Here is a 12633-nt window from a genome sequence, read left to right as displayed (position 1 = left end):
TACTTCGTGAAGCTGACGTGCTGATTACTCCATTGTGCATCGCGACGGCCGCCGAGAGAGCAGCGTTAGTAGAAATGCACCGTGTCGACGACGTTGCGCAGGGGACGACCATCCAGGAAAGCGCTGGCATTTCGAGCGAAGAGTCGCGCAATCTGCTCTTCCTGCGCGTAGCTCAGCGCTGCAGTGTGCGGGCTCAGCAGCACGTTGTCCATCTCCCAGAGCGGGCTCGACTTCACCAGAGGTTCTGTTTCTACGACGTCGAGCGCCGCAAAGCCGACACGACCGTCTTCGAGCGCAGCGATGAGAGCCTGTTCGTCGATCACGCTGCCGCGCCCCACGTTGACCACAGTGACACCGGGCTTAACCATTGTGAAAAATTCGGCGTCGACGAGCTTTTCGGTGTGGGGCGTGCCTGGCAACGACACCACGATTCCGTCGGCGCGTTGGATCGCCGCGGGCAGGTTGTGCGGTTCGATGATCTCGGCGACTCCGGGAACCATCTCGCCGCGGCGGCTCATCCCGATGACATGGACGCCGAGCGCACTCAACTTTTCGGCGAGCGCCGATCCGATCCCGCCGAGTCCGAGCAGCAGTATCGTGTGGTCGCTGAGCTGCGCCATCGGCCACCGCTCGCTCCACTCGTGTGCCTGGCTCTGCCGAAGCAGCCGAGGGAGCGACTTGCTCGCGGCCAGCAACCCGAATAACGCAAATTCCGCGAGCGGCCCGCCATGCACTCCCGCGGAGGTGGTGAACGCCACCCGATCGAGCTCGTGCCGCGTGAAGCCCGCTTCTCGAATCTGAGCTCCACCGCCCGCCGCCATCGTCTGAACCCAGCGAAGACGGTCATTCTGCTGCACGACCTCTTTCAGCAGAGGCGTCGACAGATCGGGGATTCCGTAGAGGGCGTCGGCAGAGTTGAGCAGTTGCATAAACTGCGACTGCTGCTGCGCTGTGCGACGAAAGTCAGGATCGCCCGCGTAGTCCGCCGTAAATCGCATCGGAGGCAACAACGACTGGTCGCGAATCAGTTGCACGCGCGGTTCCAACGATTCGATCAGCGCACACAGTTCTTCGCTGAGGGGCGTGGCCACCCCGACCGTTAATCTCGTTGCTGCGATTCCCACTCGAACCGACTCCTTTAGTTGTGCCGCCGAGCCCGGGAGGCGAGTGGCGGATGTGCGGGAAACCGCTAATCAGACAGAGGGACGCAGTTCGTAGCGTTCGATCTCTGCGACCTTTTCGGCGGAGGCACTCGACGAGTCGAAGGTGTAGCCGAGCCATTCCCGCGCCAGGCGTCGTGCGAGTTCAAGCCCGACAACGCGCTGACCGAAGCACAGCACTTGGGCATTATTCGACAAAACGCTTCGCTCCACAGAGAAAGAATCGTGGGCAGTCACCGCACGGATCCCTTCCACTTTGTTGGCGGCGATCGCGACGCCAAGACCAGTGCCGCACACGAGGAGAGCGCGATCGGCTTCGCCAGCGGCAACTAGGCGAGCGGCATCCACTGCAATGTGCGGATACGCCGTGGATTCGCTTTCGGAGACTCCGACGTCGACGACGGAGGCTACACGCGGATCGGCTTCGAGATCCGCCTTCAATATCTCTTTGTACTCGAATCCGGCGTCGTCGCTACCGATAACGACGCGGATCAGCGGGGTCGTAGTGCTCATGAATCTGCCTTCCAGGCTGTGCGGGGTTGAGCGAGTGCTCCAACGATCAACGCGAATGAGGTTGCGCCAGCGTCGGGTGTTCCGATGCTGCGCTCGGCGAGTGGTCGAGCCCGGCCCTTCTTGGGCGTCAGGCTCTCTGTGGCTGCTGCTGCTAGTGCTGCAGCATCGGCCGCGTTACTCCAGGCAGCGCTGAGCTCCTCACCGCGGTCTACGTCGCGCTTGAGAGTGTGGATGAACGGCACGAGCGCGTCGACGAATGTCTTGTCGCCCACCTCAGCTCCGCCTAATTGCTGAATAGCCTCGAGGAATGCCTCGGCAGCGTCCGTTACGACAGTGGCGTCGTACTCAAGACGGTCATCGCGAATCGCTTCCGCTGCGGCTTCAAGGCCGGCACCCCAGAGAACTCCGGAGGTTCCGCCGGCGCGTGTGGCCCACTCGCGCCCGGCTTGGCGGAGGTTCCCGGCAACGCCTCCCGACGTTGAGTTGTCGACGATTCCTGCAGCGGCGTCAATACCCTTGACCATTCCGCGGCCGTGATCCCCGTCACCTGCGACCGCATCGATGTCGCCCAACTCGACAGCGTTGTCGTGCAGGACAGCGCGAACGGTCGAGACTGCAGCCACCAGCAGGGGCATCAGCGCCCGCGATGCTTCCGTAGATTCTGGGGCGGAGGCCTGAGCGATCGATGCTGCTCCCGGCTCGACCGGGGTCAGCTTGTCGAGGCCCGCGCTGATCTTTCGGTACGCCGGAGTGTAAGCGTCAGCAGTCCAGGTGCGCTCGAGTTCTTCATCGAGCCACATCAGGGTGAGCGAACAGCCGCCCATGTCGAGGCTCGTTACGAGTTCTCCGACCTCAACTCCTACTGCCGCTAAACCAGCATCCTTCAGCAATCGCGAAAGCGCCTTCCACACGACGAAGAGTTCTTCATACTTCGTCGTTCCCAACCCGTTGAGGATGACAGCGACGCGGGTCGAGTCTCCGACAGGCCGTTCGCTCAGAACACCATCGAGAAGCAATCGAGCAAGTTCATCGGCGGTGAGCCGCGGAACGTCGCGCACCCCTGGTTCGCCATGGATTCCGAGCCCAACGCTCATCGAGCCGGACGGGATGGAGAACAGCGGCTCGGCTGAACCCGGCATCGTGCATCCAGAGAATGCAACACCGAGTGAGCGAGTGGAGTCGTTCGCAGCCCGGCCAAGACGCTCAACCTCGTCGAGTGAGAGTCCTTCCGCTGCGGCAGCACCCATCACTTTGAAGACCGTAAAGTCGCCGGCAATTCCACGGCGTTGATCCGCGTCGGGCGATGAGCCCACGTCATCCGTCACGAGCACAACCCGCGTATCGATTCCTTCGCTGCGCAGACGCTCAGCCGCGATTCCAAAGTTCATCACGTCTCCGGCGTAGTTGCCGAAGCTCAAAACCACACCACGGCCCTCATTCGCAGCCTTCGCTACCGAATACACCTGTGCGGCCGACGGGGAGGTGAAGATGTTGCCGACAACGGCACCGGTCGCAAAGCCGGGGCCAACAAGACCGGCGAATGCCGGGTAGTGGCCCGATCCGCCACCGATAACAACAGCAACCTTGGGCTCACCGCGGCGATGCGCGACCACACCACCGGGTACTCCTGACAGGCGATCGGCATAGAGCTCTACAAAGCCGTCGAGAGCATCCTCGGCAAAGTCTGAAGGGTCGTTGAAAAGAACGGTCATTTGTCGCTCGCAGCAAAAAGAGTGCTGATGATCGAGTCGTCTTCTGCAGCAAGTCCCGCTGCTTCGCCCATGCGATACAGCTGCTCCGCCGCGCTCGCCAACGGAACGCTGACTTTCCGCTCGCGGGCAACGTCGCCGACAATACCCATGTCTTTGCCGATCACGTCGAGTCGCGAACGCAACGGCGGGGTTTCCCCGCGTAGCTGCTGCGCAATACGCGGACCACGGTCGGCGAACATGAACGAGGCGGCAGCGCCCGCGCCAAGAACGTCAATAACCATGTCGAGGTCAAGACCGAGCTGATGCGCCAGGGCAAGGGCTTCTGCCGCAGCGGCAGTGTGGATGCCGCACAAAAGCTGATTGACGGCCTTAAGCTGCTGGCCTTGGCCAACTTTGTCGCCCACGACGCACACGGTAGATCCGAGCGCATCGAGTACCGGCTGGGTTACCGACCGTGCCTCAGGCGAGCCACCGACCATGATCAGGAGGTCGCCGGTTTCTGCCCGAACCGGGCCACCGGAAAGGGCGGCGTCTACGCAGAGGATGCCCCGTGCGTGCAGAAGGTCGGCAGCGCGCACTAGGGCGGTTTCGCCGACAGTCGATGTGATGACTACGACTGATCCGGGCGCTAGCCCGTCCACAACTCCGCCGGTTCCAAACAATGCGGACTGAAGCTGTGCTGCATCGCGAACGATCAGTACGACGACGTCGGCACCATCCGCTGCCTGTTCGAGTGACGACGCCGGTGTAGCCCCGGCCGCTGCGGCTTTGTTGAGCGCAACAGGGTTGATGTCGTACACCTTCACGTCGAAGGATTTAGTCAAGTGGGTTGCCATCGGCAGCCCCATCGCGCCGAGTCCGATTACCGTCACGTTTGTCATTGTCAGCTCTCCAATCCGCGCACGGCGGTGCGTGCTTCTCCGAGTGCGACCGCAATCATGCGGCGCACGTAGTCTGCGTTGCGGGCCGCGACAGACAGGCCATCACCGCCGTAGTGCTCGACACAGAACGGTGCCGCGAAACCCGCAGCGATCGCCGCAGCGATGGCGGCCCGGTAGTTCATCGAGCCGAACTCCATGGGCGCGGGCACCGTGGTGACGAAGCCACGCTCGCGATCTTCGTCTCGAAAATAGTTCTTGACGTGCCAGTAGTTAGACACCGGGGCGCAGCGCGCGCTTGCTTCGAGAAAGTCCTCGATATCGCGATGCAGTCGGTACATGTTGCCAAGGTCGGGGTTAAGGCCGACGTTGGAGAGGCCTACCGACTCGACGAGTCGAAGGCCGCCATCGACAGTGCCGATCAGCGTGTCTTCATACATCTCCAGCGAGACTGCGATTCCGAGGTCGGCGGCGTGCGTGCCGAGTTCGCGGATGCGCGTGGTCGCGAGATCCCAGGTAGCGTCGTCTTGATCGTCCACCGGCCCGGGTTCGGTCCAGAACCACTGCGAAGTCTTTTGTCCTGGCAAGAGCGGCCGGTGCAGCCCGAAGCTCACCAGCGGGATGCCGAGGCTGGCTGCTGCGTCGAGGGTGCGGTGGCTGTAGGCGAGGTTGTCGTCGCCCGCCACCGGGTCGATCACGCTTCGGCGTATTGCTGAGATCGCAATCGGTCGAAGGTGAGCTTCTGCGATAACGGCCGACAGTTCCTCGAGTCGTGCCGACGAAAGATCGCCCGCCTGCACCCAGTTGTCTGTGACGTCGACGCTATCGATACCTTCGAATGCCACCTGGGCGAGCTGATCGAACCACACCTCGGGGCTAGCATCCTGGCTCGCTGCGAAGGGGAGCATCGCAGCGGCAATGGGCCACGATGCGCTCGAGGCATACGTTGAATCTGCTGCTGAATTGTCGCTCATTTTCCGAATCCCGCCGTCAAGCCTGCAACGAGCTGTCGACGCCCGAAGATGTACAAGGTCAAGATCGGGATCATCGACATGACCACTGCGGCCATAATCCCGGGAACGTCCACCGTGAGTTCGCTCTGAAAGCTCCAGAGCGCAAGCGGAAGAACCCGCACGGATGGGCTTTGAGTGAGCACGAGCGGAAAGAGAAATCCGTTCCAGACACCCAGAGCGTTATAGATGCCGACCGTAATCAAGGCCGGACGCGACAGCGGAAGCACAAGCTTCCACAGCATCGTCCAGTCGGTGGCGCCATCGAGACGCATCGACTCGAACAGCTCACCGGGGATATCCCGGAGAAAGTTCACCAGGATGACCACGGTGATCGGAATTGCGAAGGCGGCTGACGGAATGATCAGGGCCAGCAAAGTGTCGTAAAGCCCCATCTGAGAAAGCATGTAGAAGATAGGGATGATTGCCGCTTGGAGCGGAACGGCGAGGCCGAGCAACACCAGCGAAAATGCAGTCCGTGACACGACGTGGGTATTTCGCGCAATTGTGTACGCCGCCAGGAGCGAGACGAACACGGCGATAATGACGGCTGCAATCGTCACGATGACCGAGTTCGTAAAGTACCCGAAGAATCCCGAGTCGAAGACCTTGACATAGTTGGCGAGCGTCGGCTCGGAGGGAAGCGACAACGGTGCGTCGGAGAAGAAGGTAGTGCTGCTGCGGAAACTAGTGGTCAGAACCCAATAGAGAGGGATGACAACGATAATCAGCCAGAGCGCGCCACCCAGACCGCCAGGAATGTTGGTGTGCTTACTGAACAACGATGGCCGCCGGCGCACGGGCGCAGACTTAGTCGGCGGTGCAGTAACGGGAGGTGCAGTGACCCGCACGGGATCCACTGAAGTGGTGGTACTCATTACATTCCCTCCTGTTGACTCTTCATTTTCGAGAACCCGCTCCAGCGCGTCAGCGCAAGCGAAAGCACAAGCCCAATCAGCACGAGAACCGTGGCAATCACGCTTGCCTTGCCCATCTCTGCCGAGCGGAACCCGGTGAGGTACATGTGCAGCGGCAGCACGCGTGTCGCGTATCCCGGCCCACCGGCTGTCATCACGAAGATGAGGTCGAAGTAGGTCAACGATCCCACCACGATCAGCGTGGATGACGTCACGATGGTGTACTTCAACTGCGGAACGGTGATCGTGAAGAACTGCATGATTTTGCCGGCGCCGTCGATCGATGCCGCCTCATAAAGCGAAGCGGGGATCTGACGCACACCGCCCTGGTACAGCAGCGTGTGAAGGGGAACGAAGTGCCACGCGATCACCAGAATCACCATGATGAGCACCGTGTTTTTATCTCCGAGCCAGTTATGCGCGAGCCATCCGAAGCCGTCTTGCGTGGAGAGTCCGAAGTTAGGGTCAAGCAGGTTCTTGTAGGCGAGCGCTACCGCCGCAGACGAGAGCAGAAGCGGGACAAAGAAGATGAGTCCGGCGAAGGATCGGAACCCTCCCGAGCGCGCGATCCAGACGCCAAGAAGCATGCTGATCGGGCCCTGAACAAGCAGGCTGCCGAACATCACGGCGAACGTGATGCCGAGCGTCGTGTAGGTCACTGGGTCTGTGACGAACCAGAGCCAGTTGTCGGCTCCCAGCCACTGCGGCGTGCCGAGCCCGCTCCACTGCGTGAACGACAGAACTACTGCTCCCAGCAACGGCAGGATGGCGAAGCCACCGAACAGGAGCGCTGCGGGAAGAAGGAACCAGAGTGACGGCCCGCCCGACCGTTGTCTAGCCGCGAGCGCCGACCCACGACGGGGAGCACGGATGCCCCCCGTCGTCGTTGTTACGGTCGTCACTTGATTGTCGCGTTCATGAGCTGCATGAACTCGTCGGCGTCGATTTCCTGCAGGAACACTCGGTCGAGCTGAACCGTGAGTTCGGCGCCCTGAGCGGGTGATAGTGCTTGGTCCCAGGAGAGCTGGAAGTTCGCAGCGTCATCCGACAGATCGAAGACGAACGACTGGAAGTCGGCGTCGTCGCGCTGGTCAATCAGGTCTTTCGCGTCGCTTACCCCGGGAACGGCAGAGCGCTCAAGGACCTCACCAATGTAGGCGTCGTTCATCACTTCGGTCGCCAGGAAGTCAGTGACAGTCGCTTTATTAGCGTCTGTCGCCGCTGACGCTACCGACCAGTAGTTCGACGGGTTTCCGACGAGGTCTGTGGTGTCTCCCGAACCTGAGCCGACAGTGGGGAAGGTGACGTAGCCCAGATCGCCGCTGTCGACGAAATCAGGGGCCTTGGTCTGAATGTTTGAGTAGGCCTGAGAAAGAGCGACCATCATTGCGGCCTTGCCGGTGTAGAGCAGTGCATCCGCAGCTCCACTTCCGTAGTCGAGTGCGGCAAAGTCTGAGTTGAAGCCATCAGCCTTGACGAGGTCCTGAATCATGTCGATCGATTCCGCGATAGCGGGATCTGACCAGGCGTCGGGCTCATTAGCGACAATCGCGTCGAAGACCTCAGGGCCACCGATTCGATCGACCAGGTACGAGATGTACGGCAGCTGCGGCCATTTGCTCGCTCCAGCCAGCGCGATCGGCGCGACGCCGGCGTCGTTGAAGACCGGAACGAGATCCATCAGGTCGTCCCATGATTCGGGAGGAGTAGCTCCCACTTCTTCGAATACAGCCTTGTTGTACAGGATGACAACGGGCTGGATGTTGTTGATGGCAGCACCATAGACCGCGCCATCGAAGGTGGCGTTGTCGTTCACGGCATCGAGATAACGGTCGGTGATCTCGGGATCTTCGATGGGATCGATGTAGCCGGCGTCGACGTAGCCCTCGAGCACTCCGCCGCCCCAGCCGAACATCAAGTCGGGCCCTTGACCTGCTCCGAGAGCGATGCGGAGCTTGTCGGAGTAGCCGTCGTTTCCGAACATCTGAAGTTCGATAGGCCTGTCGGGGTTGGTTTCGTTCCAACGATCAACCGCTGCTTCGTAGGAGGCTGACTGCCCGCCCTCTACGCCCCAGACGACTGCCGTCGAAGAGCCGCCGTCGCTACCGGAGCCGCTGCATCCGGTGAGCGCGAGAACTCCCGCTGTTAGCACCGCAACGCCAGTCATAAATCTTTGTTTTTTGGCCCGCAACATATGTGTCCCAATTCTCTTCGTTGAGTTGTTTGTCGAAAATGTTTCGAAGCACTTTCGGTGTCTCGAGAGTCACACTATGGCGAGAAAGCGGGTACTGTCAAATATTTGTTGCCGAGTGCAGCAAAATTATGTGAGCGAATTATTGAAAGTTTTCGAGTTCTTGGATAGTCTTTCGATCTCGGGACTAGGAGCACCATGGAAAGCACGAAAGCACAGCGGCCAACGCTGAATGACGTCGCGCAGCATGCCGGCGTTTCTATCGCTACCGCCTCAAAAGCGCTCAACGGCCGTAGCGACGTCGCGGCATCCACGCGCGCCCGAATCGAAGTCGCCATCGAAGCGACCGGGTACGGTGCCGGTCGCCCGCGCGGCGCGGCCGCAGCCCCGACGATCGAATTTCTCGTCGACAAACTCACCAGTCCGTACGCCATGGAAATTTTGCGCGGCGTCACCCTCGCTGCCGAAGAGGCTGGAATTGATGTAGTCGTTGGCCGATTTCGCCCTAGTCCCCACAAATCCGATCAGGAGGTGATTCGCCGACTCAATCGATCGGGGCGGGTGGGCGCCATCATCCTCACGGTCGATATGTCAGAGCCAACCCATCAAGCGATCTCTCGATCAGCTTTCCCGATCGTACTCATCGACCCCCTTCGCATGGATGAGTCGTCGGTCGCTTCGGTAGGCTCCACCAACTGGATCGGGGGCCGCAGCGCGACGGAGCACCTCATTGGCCTCGGCCACCGAAACATTGCGATCATTGGCGGCCCGGCTGAATCGCTCAGCGCCCGCGCCCGCGTCGATGGCTTTCGGTCCGCAGCGGATGCCGCCGGAATAGCCGTCCCGGATGATTTCATCACCCACACGAGCTTCGATCACGATGCCGCTGAACGCGTTGCTCACGAGTTGCTCAGTCGCACCGATCGCCCCACCGCCATTGTCGCCTCGAGTGATGCGCAAGCGATGGGCGTACTAGAAGCGGCGCGCCAGCTAGACATCCGCGTTCCCGAGCACCTGAGCCTTGTCGGCTATGACGACACTTATGTGGCGTCGTGGGCGAATCCCCCGCTGACCTGCGTTTATCAGCCGTTGCAGGACATCGGCCGGGTGGCTCTTCGCACCGTGCAGCAGCTCGCCGCCGGTGAGCATCTTGACTCCCACCACATCGAACTCGCTACCCGCCTCGTCGTCCGTGAATCAACGGCACCGCCTTTAGACAGGAACAACTCTTGACGACCTCCTCCGTTTCTTCCCCCACACGCTCCGCGGCTTGGCATGACACCTCGCTCTCTGATGAGCAGCGCGCAACCGCGGCACTGGAGGAAATGACGCTCGAAGAAAAGGTCGCACAACTCGTCGGCTATTGGTTTGACAAGCGTGGTGCCGGCGAAGTCGTTGCCCCGATGCAAGACACTCTCGGTGCCACCCGCCCGCCGTTCGATCAGGTTGCCCCGCTTGGGCTCGGCCACTTCACCCGCGTCATTGGCACTGAGCCGGGAACGGTTTCCGAGGTCACTCAACGGCTGAAAGAAAAGCAACAACTGGTCGTGGATGCTTCGCGGCTCGGCATCCCCGTTATTGCCCACGAAGAGTGCCTCACTGGCGTCAACTCATTGGGGGCGACGGTCTACCCGGCTCCGCTCGCCTGGGGAGCAACCTTCGATCCCGCTCTTGCCAGGAAGGTGGGCGAAACGATCGGCGCCGACCTTCGGGCTCTCGGGATACATCAGGGCCTCTCACCGGTATTGGATGTCGTGCGCGACTACCGCTGGGGTCGCGTTGAGGAAACGATCGGCGAAGACCCGGTACTCGTGGCCGCCGTCGGTTCCGCGTACACCAGCGGTTTGGAGGCCAGTGGCCTCATCGCCACGTTGAAGCACTTCGTGGCCTACTCGGCGTCAGCCTCGGGGCGCAATCACGCCCCCGTCTCGGCGGGTCCGCGTGAGATCGCGGATGTCATGCTGGTGCCGTTCGAGGTTGCGGTGCGTGACAGCGGCGTGCGCTCGGTCATGAACTCGTACAGCGATATTGACGGCGTTCCCATTGCCGCTGATCGAGCGTTACTCACCGAACTCCTTCGCGACGAGTGGGGTTTCACCGGAACGGTCATCTCTGACTACTGGGCCATCGCTTTCCTCGCCAGCGCTCACGGGGTTGCCGCTGACGCCGCTTCTGCTGGCGCGCTGTCGCTCGCGGCCGGCATGGATGTCGAGCTCCCCAACGGTATGTGCTTCCCTCCCCTCGTCGAAGCGGTGCGCTCCGGACAGATGGACGAAGCTCTTGTCGATCGCGCGGTTCATCGCGTGCTGCTGCAGAAAGCACAGCTGGGTCTCCTTGACGAAAACCCCGAAACGGGCGGTCGGGTCATCGACCTCGACTCCGCTGACAACCGAGCCCTTGCGCGCACTGTGGCCGAAGCATCCATCGTGCTGCTGCGCAACGATGACAACCTGCTCCCCCTCGCCCCCGAGTTCTCCGGGCGCATTGCCGTGCTTGGCCCCATGGCTGCCGATCCTCGAACACTGCTCGGGTGTTACTCCTATCCCGTGCACGTACTGCCGCGCTACCCGCAGTTCGGACTGGGCATCGAGGTGCCGTCGTTCCTTGACGCCCTGAGCGCCGAGTTCCCCCACTCGACCGTCACCCACGAGGCTGGCGCCAGCATTCTCGGCCCGGAGACGGGCAACCTCGAGCGAGCCGTTGAACTGGCACGGGACGCAGACGTGGTCATTCTGACGGTGGGCGACCTGCCCGGAATGTTTGGGCGCGGAACCTCTGGTGAGGGATGCGACGCCGTCGATCTCGCGCTCCCCGGCACGCAGGCAGCACTCGTGAATGCGGTGCTCGACACCGGAGCTTCAGTAATTCTAGTCACCAACAGCGGGCGCCCCTACGCCTTCACGTACGGTGATCGCGTGCGCACTGCGGTTCAATCCTTCATCCCGGGCGAAGAAGGTGCCGGCGCAATTGTTGGCGTGCTCAGCGGTCGCGTGAACCCCGGGGGAAAGCTCCCCGTTCAGATTCCCCTCACGACGGGCGGCGGACAACACCTCTACCTGGGAGCGCCACTCACCCGCACTATCGACAAGATCTCCAACCAGTCCACCTCACCGGCATTCGCGTTCGGTCACGGGCTCAGCTACACCACGTTTTCGCTCTCCCCGGCTGTGCTCGCCGATGAGACGGTCGACATCGACGGCGCGACCACAGTGTCCGTCGACGTGAAGAACACGGGCGCGTCCGCCGGCTCCGAGACCGTTCAGGTCTACCTTTCCGACCCCGTTGCTACCGTGGCTCGACCGGTTCAGAAGCTCGTCGGTTTCGCGCGCGTTTCCCTCGAACCGGGCGAAACGGCGCACGTCTCGTTCACGATCAGCCCTGAGCTCAGCGCCTACACCGGCATCGAGATGAAGCGCATTGTCGAGCCGGGCGAGCTGATCTTCAGCGTCGGAACGTCAAGCGACACCGCAACGGACGGGCTATCGCTCACGGTGACCGGTGAATCACGAGTTGCCGGACACCACCGAATGATCATCGCGCCCGTCGCGGTAGTCGTAAGGGACTAACGGCAAAGCGAAGTGGGCCCGATCGAGTCGCGCGGGCCTACTTCGTGAAGCTGACGTGCTGGGTAATCCAGTTATGCATCGCTACGGCAGCCGCGGCTGACGCATTGATGGATCGGGTTGAACCGAACTGGCTGATCTCCACGACATCCGTGGCAGCGTCGATTGCTTCGGGAGAGAGCCCGGGGCCCTCTTGGCCGAACAGCAGCACGCAGCGCTTGGGGATGTCAAAAGTTTCGATGATGACGCTGCCGGGCACGTTGTCGATCGCGATGATCGGCAGGTCGTTCGCTTCAGTCCACTCGACGAAGGCCGCGACATCTGGATGATGCAGCACGTGCTGGTAGCGGTCAGTGACCATGGCGCCGCGTTTGTTCCAGCGCCGCCGCCCAATGATGTGCACAGTGTCGGCACCGAACGCGTTGGCGCTGCGCACGATGGAACCGATGTTCATGTCGTGCTGCCAGTTCTCGATGGCAACGTGGAACGGATGCCGCGTCACGTCAAGATCGGCAATGATCGATTCCATGTTCCAGTAGCGATACCGGTCAATAACGTTGCGACTATCCCCGCGTTCGAGCAGCGCAGGATCGTAGTGGGCGTCAGTGGGCCATTCGCCCTGCCAGGGCCCCACGCCGTTGGTCGACAGCTCGACGCTGGGGTTCGGTTCAGTCACCATTCCACGATAG

The 12633-nt window shown here is 61.5% G+C and carries 11 protein-coding genes; 2 read left to right on the top strand and 9 right to left on the bottom strand.

Features of this window, described 5'->3' with window-relative positions:
* Window positions 1–65 precede the first annotated feature (65 nt).
* The 8 genes from I6E73_RS02270 to I6E73_RS02235 form a co-directional block, all read right to left on the bottom strand.
* Window positions 66–1124 (bottom strand): D-2-hydroxyacid dehydrogenase, encoded by a 1059-nt coding sequence (locus I6E73_RS02270; RefSeq protein WP_307784199.1) that lies wholly within the window; start codon window positions 1122–1124, stop codon window positions 66–68.
* A gap of 69 nt (window positions 1125–1193) precedes the next feature.
* Entirely contained in the window at window positions 1194–1673 is a 480-nt protein-coding gene (locus I6E73_RS02265) for a ribose-5-phosphate isomerase (protein WP_197122628.1), read from the bottom strand.
* Complete coding sequence (locus I6E73_RS02260) at window positions 1670–3385, bottom strand: dihydroxyacetone kinase family protein (RefSeq protein WP_197122626.1); 1716 nt, start codon at window positions 3383–3385, stop codon at window positions 1670–1672. The genes I6E73_RS02265 and I6E73_RS02260 overlap by 4 nt, the downstream gene beginning before the upstream one ends.
* On the bottom strand, window positions 3382–4266 hold the full coding sequence (locus I6E73_RS02255; protein WP_231600515.1) for an NAD(P)-dependent oxidoreductase: 885 nt from the start codon (window positions 4264–4266) through the stop codon (window positions 3382–3384). The genes I6E73_RS02260 and I6E73_RS02255 overlap by 4 nt, the downstream gene beginning before the upstream one ends.
* A gap of 2 nt (window positions 4267–4268) precedes the next feature.
* Window positions 4269–5237 carry a sugar phosphate isomerase/epimerase gene (locus tag I6E73_RS02250; protein WP_197122794.1) on the bottom strand — a complete coding sequence of 323 codons (969 nt, stop codon included), beginning with the start codon at window positions 5235–5237 and terminating at the stop codon, window positions 4269–4271.
* Window positions 5234–6151: a carbohydrate ABC transporter permease gene (locus tag I6E73_RS02245; RefSeq protein ID WP_197122622.1), complete on the bottom strand. Its 918-nt coding sequence runs from the start codon at window positions 6149–6151 to the stop codon at window positions 5234–5236. Before I6E73_RS02245 ends, I6E73_RS02250 begins: the two co-directional genes overlap by 4 nt.
* Window positions 6151–7092: a carbohydrate ABC transporter permease gene (locus I6E73_RS02240; protein WP_197122620.1), complete on the bottom strand. Its 942-nt coding sequence runs from the start codon at window positions 7090–7092 to the stop codon at window positions 6151–6153. Before I6E73_RS02240 ends, I6E73_RS02245 begins: the two co-directional genes overlap by 1 nt.
* Complete coding sequence (locus I6E73_RS02235; RefSeq protein ID WP_197122618.1) at window positions 7089–8357, bottom strand: extracellular solute-binding protein; 1269 nt, start codon at window positions 8355–8357, stop codon at window positions 7089–7091. Before I6E73_RS02235 ends, I6E73_RS02240 begins: the two co-directional genes overlap by 4 nt.
* Window positions 8358–8579: 222 nt before the next feature.
* Between I6E73_RS02235 and I6E73_RS02230 the strand changes: the two genes are divergently transcribed.
* Window positions 8580–9614 carry a LacI family DNA-binding transcriptional regulator gene (locus I6E73_RS02230; protein ID WP_197122616.1) on the top strand — a complete coding sequence of 345 codons (1035 nt, stop codon included), beginning with the start codon at window positions 8580–8582 and terminating at the stop codon, window positions 9612–9614.
* A complete protein-coding gene (locus I6E73_RS02225; RefSeq protein ID WP_197122785.1) occupies window positions 9611–11947 on the top strand; it encodes a beta-glucosidase in 2337 nt (778 codons plus the stop codon). Before I6E73_RS02230 ends, I6E73_RS02225 begins: the two co-directional genes overlap by 4 nt.
* Window positions 11948–11984: 37 nt before the next feature.
* Here the strand turns inward: I6E73_RS02225 and I6E73_RS02220 are convergent, their stop codons facing one another.
* Window positions 11985–12623: a TrmH family RNA methyltransferase gene (locus I6E73_RS02220; protein WP_197122612.1), complete on the bottom strand. Its 639-nt coding sequence runs from the start codon at window positions 12621–12623 to the stop codon at window positions 11985–11987.
* Window positions 12624–12633: the final 10 nt, after the last annotated feature.

Source organism: Salinibacterium sp. SWN248, from assembly GCF_015864575.1.
Taxonomy (GTDB): domain Bacteria; phylum Actinomycetota; class Actinomycetes; order Actinomycetales; family Microbacteriaceae; genus Rhodoglobus.
This window is presented reverse-complemented; position numbering and strand designations above follow the sequence as displayed.

Excerpts from the sequence above, each read along its gene's own strand:
- I6E73_RS02265 (WP_197122628.1), bottom strand. The coding sequence starts at position 1,673 with ATGAGCACTACGACCCCGCTGATCCGCGTCGTTATCGGTAGCGACGAC.
- I6E73_RS02260 (WP_197122626.1), bottom strand. The coding sequence starts at position 3,385 with ATGACCGTTCTTTTCAACGACCCTTCAGACTTTGCCGAGGATGCTCTC.
- I6E73_RS02255 (WP_231600515.1), bottom strand. The coding sequence starts at position 4,266 with ATGACAAACGTGACGGTAATCGGACTCGGCGCGATGGGGCTGCCGATG.
- I6E73_RS02250 (WP_197122794.1), bottom strand. The coding sequence starts at position 5,237 with ATGAGCGACAATTCAGCAGCAGATTCAACGTATGCCTCGAGCGCATCG.
- I6E73_RS02245 (WP_197122622.1), bottom strand. The coding sequence starts at position 6,151 with ATGAGTACCACCACTTCAGTGGATCCCGTGCGGGTCACTGCACCTCCC.
- I6E73_RS02235 (WP_197122618.1), bottom strand. The coding sequence starts at position 8,357 with ATGACTGGCGTTGCGGTGCTAACAGCGGGAGTTCTCGCGCTCACCGGA.
- I6E73_RS02230 (WP_197122616.1), top strand. The coding sequence starts at position 8,580 with ATGGAAAGCACGAAAGCACAGCGGCCAACGCTGAATGACGTCGCGCAG.
- I6E73_RS02220 (WP_197122612.1), bottom strand. The coding sequence starts at position 12,623 with ATGGTGACTGAACCGAACCCCAGCGTCGAGCTGTCGACCAACGGCGTG.